This window comes from Aeromicrobium fastidiosum, assembly GCF_017876595.1.
Lineage (GTDB): Bacteria > Actinomycetota > Actinomycetes > Propionibacteriales > Nocardioidaceae > Aeromicrobium > Aeromicrobium fastidiosum.
In genome coordinates this window covers 2,182,728-2,200,542 of record NZ_JAGIOG010000001.1, presented here as the reverse complement: position 1 = coordinate 2,200,542, position 17,815 = coordinate 2,182,728, and the positions used below count along the sequence as shown (strand labels likewise).

Annotated in this window: 18 protein-coding genes and 1 tRNA gene; 6 read left to right on the top strand and 13 right to left on the bottom strand. The window is 69.0% G+C overall.

The window, feature by feature from the left end:
• Positions 1–13: 13 nt before the first annotated feature.
• Genes paaE through paaA form a run of 5 tightly spaced genes read right to left on the bottom strand, consistent with a single transcriptional unit; the run spans position 14 to position 3,879 of the window.
• Positions 14–1,129: a 1,2-phenylacetyl-CoA epoxidase subunit PaaE gene (gene paaE / locus JOF40_RS10870; RefSeq protein ID WP_129185231.1), complete on the bottom strand. Its 1,116-nt coding sequence runs from the start codon at positions 1,127–1,129 to the stop codon at positions 14–16.
• Position 1,130: 1 nt separating this feature from the next.
• Complete coding sequence (gene paaD / locus JOF40_RS10865) at positions 1,131–1,649, bottom strand: 1,2-phenylacetyl-CoA epoxidase subunit PaaD (RefSeq protein WP_246153026.1); 519 nt, start codon at positions 1,647–1,649, stop codon at positions 1,131–1,133.
• Positions 1,646–2,557 carry a 1,2-phenylacetyl-CoA epoxidase subunit PaaC gene (gene paaC, locus JOF40_RS10860; protein WP_209674535.1) on the bottom strand — a complete coding sequence of 304 codons (912 nt, stop codon included), beginning with the start codon at positions 2,555–2,557 and terminating at the stop codon, positions 1,646–1,648. The genes paaD and paaC overlap by 4 nt, the downstream gene beginning before the upstream one ends.
• Before the next feature lie 24 nt (positions 2,558–2,581).
• Entirely contained in the window at positions 2,582–2,881 is a 300-nt protein-coding gene (paaB, locus tag JOF40_RS10855; RefSeq protein WP_129185233.1) for a 1,2-phenylacetyl-CoA epoxidase subunit PaaB, read from the bottom strand.
• A complete protein-coding gene (gene paaA / locus JOF40_RS10850; RefSeq protein ID WP_129185234.1) occupies positions 2,875–3,879 on the bottom strand; it encodes a 1,2-phenylacetyl-CoA epoxidase subunit PaaA in 1,005 nt (334 codons plus the stop codon). The genes paaB and paaA overlap by 7 nt, the downstream gene beginning before the upstream one ends.
• A 97-nt stretch (positions 3,880–3,976) precedes the next feature.
• Between paaA and paaZ the strand changes: the two genes are divergently transcribed.
• Positions 3,977–6,013 carry a phenylacetic acid degradation bifunctional protein PaaZ gene (gene paaZ, locus JOF40_RS10845; protein ID WP_129185235.1) on the top strand — a complete coding sequence of 679 codons (2,037 nt, stop codon included), beginning with the start codon at positions 3,977–3,979 and terminating at the stop codon, positions 6,011–6,013.
• A gap of 45 nt (positions 6,014–6,058) precedes the next feature.
• Entirely contained in the window at positions 6,059–6,364 is a 306-nt protein-coding gene (locus JOF40_RS10840; RefSeq protein ID WP_129185236.1) for an EthD family reductase, read from the top strand.
• Between the two features lie 54 nt (positions 6,365–6,418).
• Here the strand turns inward: JOF40_RS10840 and hisC are convergent, their stop codons facing one another.
• From hisC to pdhA, 5 genes are read right to left on the bottom strand one after another with little or no spacing between them, the layout of a single operon-like run.
• Complete coding sequence (hisC, locus tag JOF40_RS10835; RefSeq protein ID WP_246153024.1) at positions 6,419–7,603, bottom strand: histidinol-phosphate transaminase; 1,185 nt, start codon at positions 7,601–7,603, stop codon at positions 6,419–6,421.
• Complete coding sequence (locus tag JOF40_RS10830) at positions 7,551–8,339, bottom strand: enoyl-CoA hydratase/isomerase family protein (RefSeq protein ID WP_129185237.1); 789 nt, start codon at positions 8,337–8,339, stop codon at positions 7,551–7,553. The genes hisC and JOF40_RS10830 overlap by 53 nt, the downstream gene beginning before the upstream one ends.
• Positions 8,340–8,354: 15 nt before the next feature.
• The gene (locus JOF40_RS10825; protein ID WP_129185238.1) at positions 8,355–9,686 is read right to left on the bottom strand and encodes a dihydrolipoamide acetyltransferase family protein; all 1,332 of its coding nucleotides are present in this window, start codon (positions 9,684–9,686) and stop codon (positions 8,355–8,357) included.
• Positions 9,683–10,687, bottom strand: a complete 1,005-nt coding sequence (locus JOF40_RS10820; RefSeq protein WP_129185239.1) for an alpha-ketoacid dehydrogenase subunit beta — start codon at positions 10,685–10,687, stop codon at positions 9,683–9,685. Before JOF40_RS10820 ends, JOF40_RS10825 begins: the two co-directional genes overlap by 4 nt.
• Entirely contained in the window at positions 10,687–11,769 is a 1,083-nt protein-coding gene (pdhA, locus tag JOF40_RS10815; protein ID WP_129185240.1) for a pyruvate dehydrogenase (acetyl-transferring) E1 component subunit alpha, read from the bottom strand. The genes JOF40_RS10820 and pdhA overlap by 1 nt, the downstream gene beginning before the upstream one ends.
• Positions 11,770–11,930: 161 nt before the next feature.
• Here pdhA and JOF40_RS10810 point away from each other — a divergent pair, with 161 nt between their 5' ends.
• Positions 11,931–12,407, top strand: coding sequence for an Lrp/AsnC family transcriptional regulator (locus JOF40_RS10810; RefSeq protein ID WP_129185241.1), 477 nt, complete (start codon positions 11,931–11,933; stop codon positions 12,405–12,407).
• Positions 12,408–12,413: 6 nt separating this feature from the next.
• Here the strand turns inward: JOF40_RS10810 and JOF40_RS10805 are convergent, their stop codons facing one another.
• Entirely contained in the window at positions 12,414–12,971 is a 558-nt protein-coding gene (locus JOF40_RS10805; protein WP_129185242.1) for a TetR/AcrR family transcriptional regulator, read from the bottom strand.
• A gap of 10 nt (positions 12,972–12,981) precedes the next feature.
• Positions 12,982–14,439 (bottom strand): MFS transporter, encoded by a 1,458-nt coding sequence (locus JOF40_RS10800; RefSeq protein WP_245343124.1) that lies wholly within the window; start codon positions 14,437–14,439, stop codon positions 12,982–12,984.
• A 512-nt stretch (positions 14,440–14,951) separates the two neighbouring features.
• Here JOF40_RS10800 and JOF40_RS10795 point away from each other — a divergent pair.
• Both JOF40_RS10795 and JOF40_RS10790 read left to right on the top strand, forming a co-directional pair.
• Complete coding sequence (locus JOF40_RS10795; RefSeq protein ID WP_149712880.1) at positions 14,952–15,539, top strand: zinc metalloprotease; 588 nt, start codon at positions 14,952–14,954, stop codon at positions 15,537–15,539.
• Entirely contained in the window at positions 15,539–16,195 is a 657-nt protein-coding gene (locus JOF40_RS10790) for a hypothetical protein (RefSeq protein ID WP_129185245.1), read from the top strand. The genes JOF40_RS10795 and JOF40_RS10790 overlap by 1 nt, the downstream gene beginning before the upstream one ends.
• Positions 16,196–16,364: 169 nt before the next feature.
• Here JOF40_RS10790 and JOF40_RS10785 read toward each other — a convergent pair.
• Positions 16,365–16,441 (bottom strand) — tRNA-Met (locus tag JOF40_RS10785).
• A gap of 91 nt (positions 16,442–16,532) precedes the next feature.
• Here JOF40_RS10785 and ilvA point away from each other — a divergent pair.
• Positions 16,533–17,792: a threonine ammonia-lyase IlvA gene (gene ilvA, locus JOF40_RS10780; RefSeq protein ID WP_246153021.1), complete on the top strand. Its 1,260-nt coding sequence runs from the start codon at positions 16,533–16,535 to the stop codon at positions 17,790–17,792.
• Positions 17,793–17,815 lie beyond the last annotated feature (23 nt).

Here is a 17,815-nt window from a genome sequence, read left to right as displayed (position 1 = left end):
GCGTGGTCGACGGTCAGGCGTCGAAGTCGACGGTGAGCTGGTCGCTGACGGGGAAGGTCTGGCAGGTCAGGACGAAGCCCTGCTCGACCTCGGCCTTCTCCAGCGCGTAGTTGCGGCGCATGTCCGCCTCGCCGTCGCAGAGCTTGGCGCGGCACGTGCCACAGACGCCGCCCTTGCAGGCGAACGGCAGGTCGTTGCGGGTCGCGGCGGCACCGTCGAGGATGCTCTGTCCGCGGGGCATGGCCGCCGTGGTCGTGCGCCCGTCCAGGACGATCGTGACGTCGCTGGTGTCGCCCGAGACGACCGCCTCGGCGCGGTGCAGCTCGGGCGGCGGCTCGTCGACGTAGAACAGCTCGAAGTGGACCTTGTCCGGATCGACCCCGACCTCCTCGAGCACCTCGCGGGAGTCGGCGATCATGCCGAACGGGCCGCACAGCCACACGTGGTCGACCGCGTCGATCGGCACGAGCACCGCGAGCAGCCGGCGGAGACGCTCGGCCTCGAGACGTCCCGAGAACAGCTCGACGTCGCGGGGCTCACGCGACAGCACGTGCACGAGGTCGAGTCGTGGCCCGTAGCGGTTCTTGAGGTCGGCGAGCTCTTCGGCGAACATCACCGAGCCGCTGGTCCGGTTGCCGTACAGGAGCGTGACAGCGGCATCGGGGTTCGCCAGCACCGTCGAGGCGATCGACAGCATCGGCGTGATGCCCGACCCTGCCGCGATGCACAGGTGCCTGCCCCCCTCCGCCGGATCGGCACGGAAGCTGCCGGTCGGCGTCTGCACCTCGAGCACGTCGCCGGGTCGCACGTCGTGGACGAGCCACGACGAGAACAGGCCGCCGGGGATCTCGCGGACGCCGATGCGCGGCTTCGAGCCGGCCGGCGCGCAGATCGAGTACGAGCGGCGGTGCTCCACCACGCCCCCCGAGCCTGTCGAGGATTCGACGTGTCGACGGATCGTCAGCGACTGCCCGGCGCGGAAGTCGAAGGCGTCCCGCAGGTCGTCCGGCACGTCGAACGTGACCGCAGCGGAGTCGTCCGTCAGCCGCTCGACGGCTGCGACGGTCAGGCGGTGGAAAGCCGCACGGGCGGGTGAGGCGGAGCGCGAGTCGGTCTCGTCGACGGTCATCTCAGATCTCCTTGACGTGCTCGAACGGCTCGAGGCACGCGGCACAGCGGTAGAGGGCCTTGCAGGCGGTGGGCCCGAACTCGGACGTGAGCTCGACCTCGGCGGAGCCGCAGCGCGGGCACGTCAGCGCGCGACGTCTCGGCAGCAGCGACAGCGGGACGGGGCCCGCGTGGGACGGCGCCGGGCCCGGCGCGGAGAGGCCGTGGTCGGTCAGCGCCCGACGGCCCCGGGGGGTGATCCAGTCGGTGGACCACGCCGGCGAGAGGCTCACCCTCACCTCGACGTCGCCGAAGCCGTCGTCCTGCAGCCGGTGCACGAGGTCGTCGCGCATCGTCGCCATGGCGGGGCAGCCGCTGTAGGTCGGGGTGATCGTGACGGTGACCTTCTCGTCCGTCACCTCGACACCGCGCAGCACCCCGAGGTCTTCCAGGGTGAGCATCGGCATCTCCGGGTCGGTCACCGATGCGGCGACGTCGTGGGCGCGCTGCTGCAGCGACGGTGCCGTCTGCACGGCCGTCACCAGGTGCCCGTCGGGTGGGCGCGCGCCACGACCTGCATCTCGGCGAGCAGCTTGCTGAGCGCCTCGGTGTGCAGGCCGTGGCGTCCCGTTCGGCCGCGAACACCGGCCAACGGCGAGACCGTGGGCCGCTCGACACCGCTGAGCGAGAAGACCTGCTCGAGCAGCACGTCGACCTCGTCGGCCACCTGGTGCGGCGCCACGCCGACGCCGGCGTCGGCCACGGACTGCTCGACGTCGGTGGTCACGAACAGCTCGTGGTGCAACGACCAGATCGCGGTCAGTCCGTCGACCACGCGGCGACGCGATTCGTCGGTGCCCTGGGCCAGCGTCAGGAACCAGCGCGCGGCATAGTCGCGGTGGTAGGTCATCTCCTTGACGCCCTTGACCGCGACGGCCGACAGCACCCGGTCGCGGCTCGACGCGAGGCGCTCGAACAGCGCCAGTCGCCACGTCGCGAAGACCAGCAGCCTGGCCATCGTGCGACCGAAGTCGCCGTTCTCGGCCTCGACCAGGCGCACGTTCAAGAACTCGCGGTCGCCGCGGAAGAAGGCCAGCGCGTCCTCGGGCGGCACCGGCGAGCCCTCCGGCAGGGCCGGCACGACCGAGGGGTCGGCGGCTGCGGCACGGGCCAGCAGCAGGCGGGTCTGCCCGAGCAGATCGAGCGCGACATTCGCCAGGGCGATGTCCTCCTCGAGGTCGGGGGCCTTGCTGCACCACTGTGACAACCGGTGCGACATGACGAGCGCGTCGTCGGCGAGCATCAGGCAGTACGTCGCGAGGTCGTGGCCGTCCACGCCCTCGGGCAACGTCGTGTCCACGCCCGCCAACGGGTCCTCGAAGTCGGTGCCGAACGCCCACTGCGAGTCGTCCCCGCCGAGCAGGCCGTCATAGACACTCTCGTGATCCACTTGTTCAACCATGGGTCCGCACTCCTACATGTGGGGGACGTCGTCGGGGATGTCGTAGAACGTCGGGTGCCGGTAGACCTTGTCGCCGCTGGGGGCGAACATCGGATCCTTCTCATCCGGGCTGGACGCCGTGACGTCGACGGCCTTCACGACCCAGATGCTGACGCCCTCGTTGCGGCGGGTGTAGACGTCGCGGGCGTGCCGGACGGCCATGTCGTCGTCGGCCGCGTGCAGCGAGCCGACGTGAACGTGGTTGAGTCCACGCTTGCCGCGGACGAAGACCTCGTAGAGAGGCCACTCGGCGGACGGGTTCGTGGTCACCATCGGGGGCACCCCTCGAGCTCGTCGTCGACGACAGTGGTGGTCGCCTGATCTGCCACGCCGGCGGACCGTGCGGCGAAGGCCGTGGCAGCCTCACGCACCCAGGCCCCGTCCTCCCACGCGCGCCGTCGGTGTTCGATGCGCTGGGCGTTGCAGGGACCGTTGCCGCTGATGACGTCCTTGAACTCGTCCCAGTCGGGCTGGCCGAAGTCGTGCGCCTCACGCTCCTCGTTCCACCTCAGGTCCGGGTCCGGCAGCGTCACGCCCAGGGCGTTGGCCTGCGGGACCGTCATGTCGACCATCCGCTGACGCAGGTCGTCGTTGGTGTTGCGCTTGATGCCCCAGGCCATCGACTGCGCCGTGTTGGGCGAGTCATCGTCGGGAGGGCCGAACATCATCAGCGCGGGCCACCAGAACCGATCGACCGACTCCTGCACCATCGCGCGCTGCTCGTCGGTACCGCGCATCATCGTGGCGAGCAGCTCGTAGCCCTGGCGCTGGTGGAACGACTCCTCCTTGCAGACCCGGATCATGGCGCGTCCGTACGGACCGTACGACGTGCGACACAGCGGCACCTGGTTGCAGATCGCCGCGCCGTCGACGAGCCAGCCGATGACGCCGACATCGGCGTACGACAGCGTCGGATAGTTGAAGATCGACGAGTACTTCTGCTTGCCGTTGATCAGCATCTCGGTGAGCTCATTGCGGGAGACACCGAGCGTCTCGCACGCCGAGTAGAGGTACAGCCCGTGCCCGGCCTCGTCCTGCACCTTGGCCAGCAGCGTGGCCTTGCGTCGCAGCGACGGCGCGCGGGTGATCCAGTTGCCCTCGGGCTGCATGCCGATGATCTCGGAGTGGGCGTGCTGGGCCACCTGCCGCACCACGGTCCTGCGGTAGCCGTCGGGCATCCAGTCGCGCGGCTCGATGCGGTCGTGATGGCCGATCGTCGACTCGAACTGCGCGAGCAGCTCCTGCTCGTCCCGCTCCGGTGCCACCGTCATGACCCCTCCAAGAATGTCGTCGCAAGGCATTTACTGACCGAACGGTCTGTAATAGTCTTGCACGCGACATCAGATTCGGTCAACGAAAGGTTTTTCCATGAGCAGACTGCTCGAGAGCTACGCGGCTGGATCCTGGTACAGCGCCCCCGACGAAGGGCGGGCGCTGCTCGACGCGTCGACCGGCGAGGAGGTCGCGCGCATCTCGTCGACCGGCCTCGACCTGGCCGCGATGGTCGATCACGCCAGGGGTGTCGGCGGCCCCGCCGTCCGCGCGCTGACGTTCCACCAACGCGCCGGCCTGCTGAAGTCGCTGGCCAAGCACCTCGGCAGCGACAAGGACGAGCTCTACGCGCTGTCCGCCCGCACCGGTGCCACGCTGCGGGACTCGCAGGTCGACATCGACGGCGGCATCGGCACGGTCTTCAGCTACGCCAGCAAGGGCGCGCGCGAGCTGCCGAACGACACGATCGTCCTGGACGGCGGCACCGAGCAGCTGGGCAAGACCGGCGTCTTCCTGGGCCAGCACCTGTACACCTCGCGGCCCGGCGTCGCGGTGCAGATCAACGCCTTCAACTTCCCCGTCTGGGGCATGCTCGAGAAGCTGGCCCCCGCCTTCCTGGCCGGGCTTCCGACGATCGTCAAGCCCGCCAGCGACGGCGCCTACCTGACCGAGGCGGTCGTCCGGCGCATCATCGACTCCGGGATCCTTCCCGAGGGCTCGCTGCAGCTGCTGTGCGGGAGCCCCGAAGGCCTGCTCGACCAGCTCGGCGCGCAGGACTCGGTGGCGTTCACCGGGTCGGCCGCCACGGGCGCGACGCTGCGCCAGCACCCGTCTGTGCTGCACGGAGGCGTGCAGCTCGGCATCGAGGCCGACTCGCTCAACTGCTCGATCCTCGGACCCGACGTCGCGACCGACGATCCCGAGTTCGACCTGTTCGTCAAGGGCGTCGTGGCCGAGATGACGGTCAAGGCCGGCCAGAAGTGCACCGCCATCCGCCGCGCCATCGTCCCGTCCGGCATCGCCGACGCCGTGGTCGAGGCCATCAGCGCCAGGCTCGCGACGATCACGGTCGGCAACCCGACCGCCGAGGGCGTCCGCATGGGTGCCCTGGCGAGTCTCGGTCAGCGCGACGAGGTGCGCAAGGCCGTCCAGGCCCTGCGCGGCTCGGCCGAGATCGTGTTCGGCGATCCCGACGCGGTCGACGTGGTCGGCGGCGACGCCTCGACGGGCGCCTTCATCTCTCCCATCCTGCTGCGCGCACGAGCCGGCGCGACCGAGCCGCACGACGTCGAGGCCTTCGGCCCCGTCAGCACGGTGCTGACGTACGACTCGCTCGACGAGGCGATCGCCCTGGCGGCGAAGGGCCAGGGCAGCCTCGCCGGTTCGCTGGTCACCCACGACCCCGAGGTCGCTCGCACCGTCACGATCGGCCTGGCCCCGTGGCACGGACGCATCCTCGTGCTCGACCGCGACGACGCGCCCGAGTCGACCGGTCACGGCTCTCCCCTGCCCGTGCTGGTGCACGGCGGTCCCGGACGCGCCGGCGGCGGCGAGGAGCTCGGCGGCATCCGTGGCGTGCTGCACCACATGCAGCGCAGCGCGATCCAGGCGTCCCCCGACATGCTCACGGCCATCACGGGGCGGTGGACCAAGGGTTCCGCGCAGCTCGTCGACGACGTGCACCCGTTCCGCAAGAGCTTGGCCGAGCTGACGATCGGCGACACGATCCGCTCGGCGTCCCGGACGATCACGCTGGACGACATCGGCCACTTCGCCGAGTTCACCGGCGACACGTTCTACGCCCACACCGATCCCGAGGCCGCAGCGGCCAACCCCCTGTTCGGTGGCATCGTCGCCCACGGCTACCTCGTGGTCTCGATCGCCGCAGGCCTGTTCGTCGAGCCCAACCCCGGACCGGTGCTCGCCAACTTCGGCGTCGACGACCTGCGGTTCCTGACCCCGGTCAAGGCCGGCGACACGATCGACGTGACCCTCACGGTCAAGCAGATCAGCCCCCGCAACAGCGCCGACTACGGCGAGGTGCGCTGGGACGCCGTCGTCACCAACGCCGAGGGCCAGCCCGTCGCGACGTACGACGTGCTGACGCTCGTCGCCAAGACGCTCGCCAGCTGAACGACCCCACCCACAGACCACCCAGAGACCACCGAGAGGACACCCATGCACCGCATCACGATCGAGTACGGGACACCGGCCGACGCCGAGCAGTTCGAGAAGCACTACGCCGACGTCCACGTGCCCTTGGCGTCCGCGCTCCCCGGACTGCGTCGCTTCACGACGTCGCACCCCCGCGGGCTCGGGACCGAGGCCCCGTACTTCGTGGCCGAGCTGTGGTTCGACGACGGCGACGCGCTCAAGGCGGCCTTGAAGTCGCCCGAGATGGCCACCACCGCCGCGGACGCGCAGACGTTCGACGTCGCGTCGACCGTCATGTTCAGCGGCGAGGTCGTCGAGACCTCGCTCTGAACCAGTGCGCACGAAGGCCCGACACCCGCTGGGTGTCGGGCCTTCTGCCTCCGGTCAGGAGCGAGCCGTCGCCCCGACGGGTGCCCCCGCCCACTGCTCGGCCAGCGCGATCAGGCGGTCGTTTTCATCGACGGTGCCGACCGTGACGCGCACGCCTTCGCCGTCGAACGGCCGGACAGCCACCCCCTGGAGCTCGCACGTCCCGGCGAAGTCGGACGCGGCGTCGCCCAGGGCGAGCCAGACGAAGTTGCCTTGGGCGTCAGGCACCGCCAACCCGAGCCCGCGAAGCGCAGCGGCGACCCGATCCCGCTCCTCGACGATGGCGTCGACCCGGTCGCGCAGGTCGTCCGTCCGACCCAGCGAGACGAGTGCCGCGGTCTGCGCCAGCTGCGTCACGCCGAAGGGAATCGCGGTCTTCGCCATGGCCTCGGTCAGCTCTTCGCTCGCGAGGGAATAGCCCACCCGCAGACCGGCCAGTCCGTAGGCCTTGGAGAACGTCCTGAGGACGACGAGATTCTCGTGCTGGGCCAGGAGGTGCACGGGTTCGGGAATGTCAGAGCCACGCACGAACTCCACGTACGCCTCGTCGAGCACGCACACCACGTCGCGGGGCAGGGCAGCCAGGAACAGCTCGAACTCGCGGCGATCCGCGACCGTTCCGGTGGGATTGTTCGGCGAGCACACGATGACGACGCGCGTCTTCTCGTTGACGGCGGCGAGCATGGCATCCAGGTCGTGCGTTGCGTCGGGACGAAGAGGCACCTGGACGCTCCTCGCGCCCGCGATACCCGCGGCGATGGGGTACGCCTCGAAGGATCGCCACGCGTAGACGACTTCAGAGCCGGGCTCGCACACCGCAGACAGCAGGTGATACAGCACGGCCACCGAACCCGCGCCGAGCGCGACGTTGCCGGCACCGAGCCCGACCGACTCGGCCAGCGCCGTCCTGAGCTCGACGGCTGCGATGTCCGGATACCGGTTGAGGCCCTCCAGACATGCGGTCGCCTCGGCGAGGACGCCGTCGAGGGGCGGAAACGGATTCTCGTTGCTGGACAGCTTGACTGGCCGGCCCGATGTGGCCGGCTTCTTGCCCGGCTTGTAGGCCGGAAGCGCTGCCACCTCGGCACGGATCTGAGGACGGGCGTGGGTCATCTGGTCTTCTCCATCGCAGGTGAGTGGTGTGCGTTCACCGTCCGGTGAACGCTGGCTTCTGCTTGGCCAGGAACGCTGCGACGGCACCCTGGTGGTCGGCCGTCAGGCCCAGTGCCTGCTGGGCGGCACGTTCGGCGCGAAGCACCTCGGGCAGGGTCATCGTCCACGCGTCGGCGATGGCCCTCTTCGAGGCGGCGTAGGCAGCCGTGGGGCCGGCTGCCAGCCGCGTGGCCAGCGCCTGAGCGGACGACAGGACGTCCTCACCGGGCACCACCTCACCGGAGATGCCCCATGCGACGGCGTCCTCGCTCGAGAACGGACGGGCCAGCAGCACCAACTCCTTCGCCCGCGACTCCCCCACCGCCCGGGACAAGGTCGACGAGAGTCCCGAGTCGCACGTCAGCCCGATCGCACTGAAGGCCGTGCCGAGGCTGGCACCGGCAGCCAGCACGCGCAGGTCGCACGCGAGCGCGAAGCCGAGGCCCGCCCCCACACACATACCGTTGACGGCCGCGATGACGGGCTTCGGCATCGTCGCCAGCGCCATGACGATCGGGTTGTAGTGCTCGTCGACCGTCGCGAAGGCGGTGCCTGCGTCGTCCTCGAGCGCCGCGGCGTGCTCGCCGAGATCCTGACCGACGCAGAACGCCGACCCGGCCCCGGTCAGCACCACCGCCCGCACAGCCGGGTCGGCCGCCACCTCGTCGAGGGCCCGGCGCAGCGCGATCTTCGTCGGGCGGTCGAGCGCGTTGCGGCGGTCGGCACGGTCGATCGTGACGGTCGCAACCGCAGCATCACGGTCGATCACGACGGGTTCGGTCATGGTGGCGCTCCTGACTCAGAGGTGGTTGATCGCCTGGGCGGGGCTCTCGATCGCGTCCGCGACCTGCCGCATGAAGCCGGAGGCGACACCTCCGTCGCACACGCGGTGGTCGAAGACGAACGACATCTGGCCGATCTTGCGGACGACGATCTGGCCGTCCACGACCCACGGACGGTCGATGATGCGTCCGAAACCGAGGATCGCGACCTGCGGATGGTTGACGATCGCGGCACTGCCGTCGACGTTGAAGGCACCGTAGTTGTTGAGCGTGAAGGTCCCCGATGTCAGCTCGGTCTGTGACGACTTGCCCTGCCGTGCCGACTCGGTGAGGCCGCGCAGGGCGGCGTCGAGCTCGAGGGTCGTGAGCCGGTCTGCGCGCTGCACGGCCGGCACGACGAGCCCCCGGTCGCTCTGCACCGCGATGCCGAGGTTGATGCCCTCGTAGCGGATCAGCTCGTTGCGCTCGGCGTCCACCTCGCCGTTGAGCTCGGGGTAGGTCTTCAGCGCCGCCACGGTGAACCGCGCCAGGTAGGCCAGCAGCCCCGGGACCGCCGCACCGCGGGCCTTCGACAGCTCACGCATGGCGAAGAGCTCGGTGAAGTCGACGTCGACCCACACCGTCGCCTCGGGGATCTCGCTGCGGCTACGGCTCAGTGCGGCCGAGACAGCCTTGCGGAAGCCGCTCATCGGCACCCGCTCGGCGATCTCGAGCCCGGTGCGCACGCTCGGCTGCGCGGCGGGCGCGGCAGGCGCCGCGTCAGGAGCGACGACGGCGACGGGCTGCGAGCCCGCGATGGCGGCCTGCACGTCACGCCGGGTGATGAGGCCGTCCGGCCCTGTGCCGACGATGGTGGCCACCGACAGGCCCGCCTCCCGAGCCATGCGGCGCACGAGCGGCGACGTCACCCGCGGCACGCGCTGCGGTCCCGTGGTCGGGCTCCCCTGGGGCTCGAACACGGGACTGACCGCCGACCTCGGAGCACGGCGTCGCCGACCCGTCGGGGCCTCGGACGTCCCGTAGCCGATCAGGACGTTGCCCGAGCCGGCCTGCTCCTCCTCGCGGTACTGCTCCTCAGCAGCAGTGGCATCGTCGGCGGTCGGCGCGCCCCCGGCATCGACCGAGATGAGCGGCCTGCCGACGTCGAGGGTCTTGCCCTCCTCCGCGTGCAGGATGCTCACGGCACCGGCGTACGGCGAGGGCACCTCGACGATCGACTTGGCCGTCTCGACCTCGACCACCACCTGGTCCACGACGATCTCGTCGCCCACAGAGACGAGCCAGCGGACGATCTCGGCCTCGGTGAGACCCTCGCCGAGGTCGGGCAACGTGAAGGTCTGGGCGCTCATGCGTCGTCCCACTGGAGGGAGTCGACGGCGTCGAGGATCCGGTCGACGCTCGGCAGGTGGTACCTCTCGAGCTTCGGAGGCGGGTACGGGATGTCGAAGCCGGTGACTCGTCGCACGGGTGCCGCGAGGTGGTGGAAGCACCGCTCCGTCACCCGGGCGGTGATCTCCGATGCGACGCTCGCGAAACCCGCCGACTCGGCGACGACGACGGCGCGGCCGGTCGAGCGCACGGCCGCGCAGACCGTCTCGTCGTCGAACGGCACCAGGGATCGCACGTCGACCACCTGGAGGCTGCGGCCCTCGGCTGCCGCGACGTCGGCTGCTTCCAGGGCCAGCGGCACCGACGTGCCGTAGGCGATCAGCGTCGCGTCCGTGCCCTCCCGGCGGACCACGGCTCGGCCGATGCCCGGCTGGGGCACCTCGAGGTCGACCTCGTCCTTGCTGAAGTAGAGCTTCTTGGGCTCGAGCACCACCACCGGATCGGGCGAGGCGATCGCGGCTCGCAGCATCGCGTACCCGTCGGCCACGGTGGCAGGTGCCAGGACGGTCAGTCCGGGCGTGTGCACGTAGTAGGCCTCGGACGAGTCGCAGTGGTGCTCGACCCCGCCGATGCCTCCGGCGTAGGGGATGCGGATCGTGATGGGCATCGCCAGCTTGCCCTTGGTGCGGTTGCGCAGCTTGGCGACATGGCTGACGACCTGCTCGAACGCCGGGTAGGCGAAGGCGTCGAACTGCATCTCCACGACCGGGCGCATGCCGTTCATCGCGAGGCCGACGGCCATGCCGACGATGCCGGACTCGGCCAACGGGGTGTCGAAGCAACGGTTCTCGCCGAACTCCGCGGTGAGGCCGTCGGTGATGCGGAAGACGCCGCCGAGTGGTCCGACGTCCTCGCCGAACATCAGGACGGAGTCGTCCTCGGTCATCGCGTCGCGCAGCGCGCGGTTGAGCGCCTGGGCCATCGTGATCTTCTCGTGCTGACCTGCTGGGTTCTCGGCCATCAGACAGCGTCCTCTCGACTCAGTTCCTCGGCGAGGAAGGCCGCCTGCTCCCGCAGCTGCGGCGTGGGCTCGGCGTACACGTGCTGGAACAGCTCCTGCGGGTCCGGTTGGACATCGGCCATGAGGCCCGCGCGCATGGCGGCCGCGACCTGCTCGGCCTTCTCGTCCATCTCGGCCACGCGATCGTCGGTCAGCAGTCCTTGCGCCGTGAGGTAGGCGGCGCTGCGCAGCAGCGGGTCGCGGGAGCGCCACGCCTCGACGTCGTCGTCGGTGCGGTAGCGGGTCGCGTCGTCTGCGTTGGTGTGCGCCTGCATGCGGTAGGTGTGCGCCTCGACCAGCTGCGGACCCTCGCCCGACCGGGCGGCCTCTACTGCTGCACCGAGCACCGAGAGCAGCGCGGCGACGTCGTTGCCGTCGACGCGCTGGCCGCGCACGCCGTAGCCCACCCCCTTGTGGGCCAGCGACGGCGCGACGCTCTGCCGCGCCAGCGGCACTGAGATCGCGAACTCGTTGTTCTGCACGAAGAAGACGACGGGTGCCTTGAAGACGGCTGCGAAGTTGAGCGCCTCGTGGAAGTCACCCTCGCTCGTGGCACCGTCGCCGCACATGGCCATGACCACCGTGTCCTCCCCACGCAGTGTCGCCGCGTGGGCGACGCCCACGGCGTGCAGGAGCTGGGTCGCGAGCGGAGTGGCCTGAGGGGCGACCTTGGTGGCGACGGGGTCGTAGCCGGAGTGCCAGTCGCCCTTCAGCAGCACGAGCACCTCGACCGGGTCGACGCCGCGCGAGACGATCGACACGGTGTCGCGGTAGGTGGGGAACAGCCAGTCCTGCTGCTCGAGCACCAGCGTCGCCGCCACCTCGCAGGCCTCCTGGCCGTGGGACGACGGGTAGACGGCCAAGCGGCCCTGCCGGACCAGCGCGTACGCCTGGTCGTTGATGCGTCGTCCGATGACGAGTGCTTCGTGCGCGCGGAGCAGCGCTTCAGGGGACGGCAGGGCGTCGGCTGAGGCCGTGACTCGACCGTCGGGATCGATCAGCTGGACGGGGACGTCCGCCGGTAGCAGGTCAGCGTGCGACATCGGCCATTCCTTTACGATCGGTCGGTTTATGGCTCCATCGTGGCTTCTCGAACCGTCTGGACGCCAGCAGTGCCGCGAAGCCGAGAAGTCGTCTCGTCGAATAGACTGTCCGCACGCCAATCGTCCACCCCAGGACGACCGACCCCAGGAGTTCGAGACGTATGGCCGACACCACACTCGATGCGATCGACCAGCGGATCCTCGGTGCTCTCGAACGTGACGGCCGACTGTCCATGCGCCAGCTCGCCGAACAGGTGCACATCTCCCGCGCCAACGCCTACGCACGCGTCGAACGGCTCACCGAGTCGGGCGTCATCACGGGCTTCTCCGCGGTCGTCGACCCCGTCGCACGCGGCCTCAAGACGTCCGCCTACGTGACGATGCACGTCAACCAACCGGACTGGCGCGACATCCATGCCGAGCTGCGGACGCTCGAGGGAGTCGAGCACATCGCCCTCGTCGGAGGAGAGTTCGACGTCGTCCTTCTGGTGCGGGCGCGGGACAACGCAGATCTGCGGCGACTCGTGCTCGACCAGATCCAGGGCATCCACGGCGTCATCAGCACACGGACGCTGCTGCTGTTCGAGGAGTCGTCGCCGACACGCCACGGTGCGCAGCTGCCGGGATCGTCCGCCTGACCGGAGTCAGTGGACGACGGTCATGGCCAGAAGCCTCTGCTCGAGCTCGGCACGGCGTTCGACCGGCGCCTCCGTCCACCACAGGGGCTGCATCGAGGCACCGTCAGCAGCGGCGACGATCAGGTCGACGACGTCCGCCGGAAGTCCGTCGTCGAGCAGCTGTTCGTCCAGCCGGACGGTGAACTCGTTCGTGATCTCGGCGACGTGCGGCTCGATCATCAGGGCCGAGAGCACGATGTGGTCCATGAAACCTGGTTCGCTGGGCGACCACGGGACGAAGCTCGACCGGATGTAGGCCCTGCAGAGCCGTCCGGGCTCGTCGTCGTCCGGATCGAGCATCGACTGCAGCAGGCGGTCGTAGGACGCGAACAGGTCGCGAGCCAGCGCAGCGAGAAGCTCGTCCTTGGAGCCGAAGTGATACAACAGGCCGCCCTTGGTGACTCCTGCCCCGTTGGCGATGTCGCTCAGGCTCGCCGAGCGCCCCTTCTGCACCAACGCTGCGGCCGCAGCGGCCAGGATGTCGCGGCGTGTGTCGGCCGGCGAACGACCCGTCGTGCGACCCATGCGGCCGACCCTACGCGTCCGCGACCGGGACGGCGGCGTCCCGTCCGACCGGGATGAGTCGCCACGCCACCGCTGCCGCCGCCAGCGTCATCACGGCGGCGACGAGGGACGTCGTCTGCACCGCGTCGACGAAGGCCGTACGGGCCGCGGCATAGGCAGGCGAGCCCGGATCGAGCACCGCCGTGGCCGAGGCGAAGGAGTCCTCGACTCGGGCGCGGGTCCCGGCGTCCGTCGCATCACTCACCGAGAGACCGCTGCGGTACATCAGCGAGAGGAACGACCCGAGCACCGCGATGCCCAGCACCACACCGAGCTCGTTGGCCATCTCGGTGATGGCCGACGCGGCGCCGGCTTTGGCGGGAGGCACAGCGGACAGCATGACGTCGGCGGCCAGCGTCATCGCGACCCCGATCCCGAGCCCGATCGGCACGAGCGCCAGCGCCAGCCACACGAAGTGCGCGTTGCCGACCGTGAACGCTGTCGCGGTCAGTCCCAGTGACGCACAGCCCAACCCTGTCGCGATCGACCGTCCACGCCCGATGCGCCTGACCATCGCCGCGATGATCAGCACCACGACGATGGATGCGAGCGTCACCGGCAGCTCCGCGAGCCCGGCCTCGAGGGGGCTCATGCCACGGGCGAGCTGCAGGTACTGCGAGAAGAAGAACAACAGCCCGACCAGCGCGAAGATGGCGATGAGATTGGCGAAGACCGCGCCCGCGAAGGGCCGGTAGCCGAACAGGTCGAGATCGACCAGCGGATGGGCCAGCCGTCGTTGCCGGCGGATGAAGACGACACCGGCCAGGACCGCCAGGACGACAGTCACCAGCAGCCGGGCGTCGACACCGTGATCGACCACATGCTTGACGGCATAGACCCCGCAGACGATGGTGACGACGGACAGCACGGCCGAGGACGCGTCGAAGCGTCCGGGATCGGGGTTCTTCGACTCCGGCAGCAGCAGCACGCCGCTCACGATGACCACGACCATGATCGGGACGTTGATCAGGAAGACTGATCCCCACCAGAAGTGCTCGAGCAGGACGCCGCCGACCAGCGGACCGACAGCAGAGCCGGCGCCGATCGCGACGGACCACAGGGCGATCGCGCGGGTTCGCTCGGCGTCATCGTCGAAGATGTTGCGGATCAACGACAACGTCGACGGCATGAGCGTGGCGCCAGCGACCCCGAGCAGCAGTCGAGCGACGATCAGCATCTCCGCGGAGGTCGACAACGCCGCAAGCACCGAGGCCGCGCCGAATGCGGCACTTCCCAGCAGCAGCACCCTCTTGCGTCCGAACCGGTCGGACAAGTTGCCCATCAGCACGAGCAGGCCGACCAGCGCCACGGAGTAGATGTCCCCGATCCAGAGCACCTGCTCGGCGGTCGGCGCCAGGCTCGCCGTCAGCGACGGCACCGCGAGAGCCAGCACCGTGGCGTCGATGGCCAGCAAGAGGGTGGCAAGCATCAGGACGACCAAGGCCAACCAGCGCCGACGCACTGCGAGAGACCCCTCAGCCGGCGACATGCCAGAACTGTACCAGTCGGTCAGTCCATGGCCTGTGCGTCGGACGGTCCATCGACGACGATCGAGCAGGCGTCACTGGTCGGGCTGTGCCAGCGCGGAGAGAGCAGTCGCGCAGTGCCATCAAAAGTTGGAGTATCCAAAGCGACCGTGCTGAACGTCCTCAACTCGGCGCACGACATACAGGCCACCCGGAAGGTCCTGCGTCACCTGATCGTGCAGCAGTCCCACCTGCCGCCCTCGACGCCGATGATTATTCGGGCGGCAGTTCCTCGTCCGAACGCTTGTCCGCTGCCCACAATCAAGACCAAGCGCGTGTAACTGACATCAACAGTTATCAGCTCGGTCACAACTTTCCTGCCTCGGAAGATCTGACTGCTTCGAAAGCGAGACAGCGGGTTGGTGGTAGGCCATGGTGGCGACACGTCGTCGCGAAGGGGAACGGTATGAGGATGATGGGCACGAAGATCCGGACGTTTGTCGGCGCTGGGCTCATCGCCTTGACGGCCTCGCTGGGGGCACCCACACCCGCCCAGGCCGACAACTTCGACTACGACGGCTGCGCGTCGAACCAGGAAGTGTGCTGGCAGACGAACAAGAACATCTACACCTACTACGACGCGAACCTGCCTGAGGTGTGGAAAGACGGTGTCCGCGCTGCGCGCACGGAGGAGTACGACCCGCTGTCTGAGTGGCAGACGTACTACGGCTCCCACGCGGACGCTGACGTGCACTACCTGCGTGATGACGGAATCGGTGCCGACGTCATGGGCTCGTACTTCTGCTCGACGCTTGCTGGCGGAGGCTACTGCTCCCACGCTCACGTCCGTTTCAATCACGCGTTTCCCAGCATGTGGCAGAGCTTGCGAAAGAAGGTCGCGTGTCACGAGACCGGTCACAGCGTCGGCCTGCATCACCGCGACCCATACAACTACTCGATTGCGACCTACGGCTGCCTCATCAGCGGCAAGGTCGAAGGGAACTACACGGGACACCTCAATTCCCACAACGCCTACCACATGCAGAACAGCGGACCGTACTGATGACCAAGGAGAAGACGATGAAGAATCTGTTCCTCAAGATCACACCGGCGCTCGTGGTGGCAACACTTCTCGGTGCCTGCGGCGGGGCCACTAGCCCTAGTGACGCTGACCGAACAGCTGCCGTCCAGTCATCCATCCCGACCCCCACGGCCCCAGTGGCAGAAGTCGAGTACGCATCCGCTGACTTCGGCACTCAGTTCAAGGATCTTCGATCCATGTCCGCGGTCAACGTCGTTCTCGGCCAGATCACGGCCGAGGAGGACGGCCCGTCAGCTCCACAAGGCGACGGCGAACACAGCACCGAGGAACTTCGGCGCACGATCACCGTCACGGTCAGCAAGAACCTCGCCGGCAAGAAAGACCTCAAGAAGTTCCAGGTCGTCACTCCCGGCTGGATCATCCGCGACGGCAAGAAGATCCCGTTCACGTACGAAGGATGGCCCTGGCTGCAAGTCGGCGACCGGGTGCTGCTGGCAGTCGACGACCCCGCAGAACCCGGCGAGTACGGGTTCATGAGCGCCGCGGGCATCCAGATCTTCCGCGACAGCAAGATCGAAGCGACTCCCGGCAACACGTCACCCCTCAGCAAGACGCTCGTCGGTCTGACCGAGGCCGCCGTTGTCCGCGCCTTCGCTGGCGTCGAACTCACCGACTAGCGGAGCCGCCCGCTCCTTCAGCTCAAGGCGCAATCAGCTTGGCGTCCCGTGTGGGTCGCAGAGCCGCAGACGTACATCTGCACGAGCGCGAGGGTCAGGTACAGGCCATGAAACGAAAAAGTCCGAAACGAGAGACTAATCTTCGCCTCAAGTTCCGGACAATTTCGATTGGTAGCGGGGACAGGATTTGAACCTGTGACCTCTGGGTTATGAGCCCAGCGAGCTACCGAGCTGCTCCACCCCGCGTCGCTGAAGACAACATTACAGGTGCGTGTCCGGCAGGCCAAATCGGGTCCTCCACGGGGTGATGGAACGGGCAGGTCTAGCGTGGGTCGACGTGAGCAACGCCGTCCCCTCCCCCGTCACCGCCGCCACGATCGACGCCGCGGCCGCCCGCGTCGCCGAGGTCGTCAGCCGCACCCCGCTCGAGCTCAACGCGCGTCTATCCCAAGCGACGGGCGCGCAGGTGTGGCTCAAGCGCGAGGACCTCCAGCCCGTCCGCTCGTACAAGATCCGCGGTGCCTACAACCTCATCGTGCAGCTCGACCACGACGCCCGGGCGCGGGGTGTCGTGTGCGCGAGCGCCGGCAACCACGCGCAGGGCGTCGCGCTGGCGTGCCAGCGGCTCGGGGTGCACGGCCGCATCTTCGTCCCCGGCACGACGCCGCGCCAGAAGCGTGAGCGCATCGTCACGCTGGGAGGCACCGACGTCGAGGTCATCGTGGTCGGCGACTCCTACGAGGACGCCCTGTGGGCGGCACAGCTCGATTCGGACGCGTCAGGAGCCGTCATGGTGCCGGCCTTCGACGACCCGCGCACGATCAGCGGGCAGGGCACCGTCGCCCCCGAGATCGTCGAGCAGCTGGGGTCAGCACCCGATGTCGTGGTGCTGCCCGTCGGCGGCGGCGGACTGATCGCCGGCATCGGCACCTGGTTGGCCGATCGGCACCCGGCGACGCGCACCGTCGGGGCCGAACCGATGGGCGCGGCATCGATGACAGCAGCGATGGACGCGGGCCGGCCTGTGCCGCTCGAGTCGGTCGACCCCTTCGTCGACGGTGCCGCGGTCGGCACGGTCGGGCAGCACACGTATCCGCTGGTGCGGGACGCCGGTGCCGGCATCGTGACGGTCGACGAGGGGCACCTGTGCACCGAGATGCTGCGGCTGTACCAGTCCGACGGCATCATCGCCGAGCCCGCCGGGGCCTTGGCGACCGCCGCCCTCGACGGCCTGGAGATCGAGCCGGGGTCGACCGTCGTGTGCGTCGTCTCCGGCGGCAACAACGACGTCAGCCGCTACGGCGAGATCCTCGAGCGCTCGCTGATCCACCGCGGCCTCAAGCACTACTTCCTGGTCAGCTTCCCGCAGGAGCCGGGAGCGCTGCGCCGGTTCCTCGACGACGTCCTCGGCCCCGACGACGACATCACCCTGTTCGACTACGTCAAGCGCAACAACCGTGAGAACGGTCCGGCCCTGATCGGCATCGAGCTCGCCGACCGCAACGACCTGCCCGGCCTGCTCGCGCGCCTCGACGACAGCCAGCTCGGCGTCGAGCAGGTGCCGCCCGGCAGCCCGATGTTTCACTACCTCGTCTGACGGACGGCGGAACCAACCGGCCG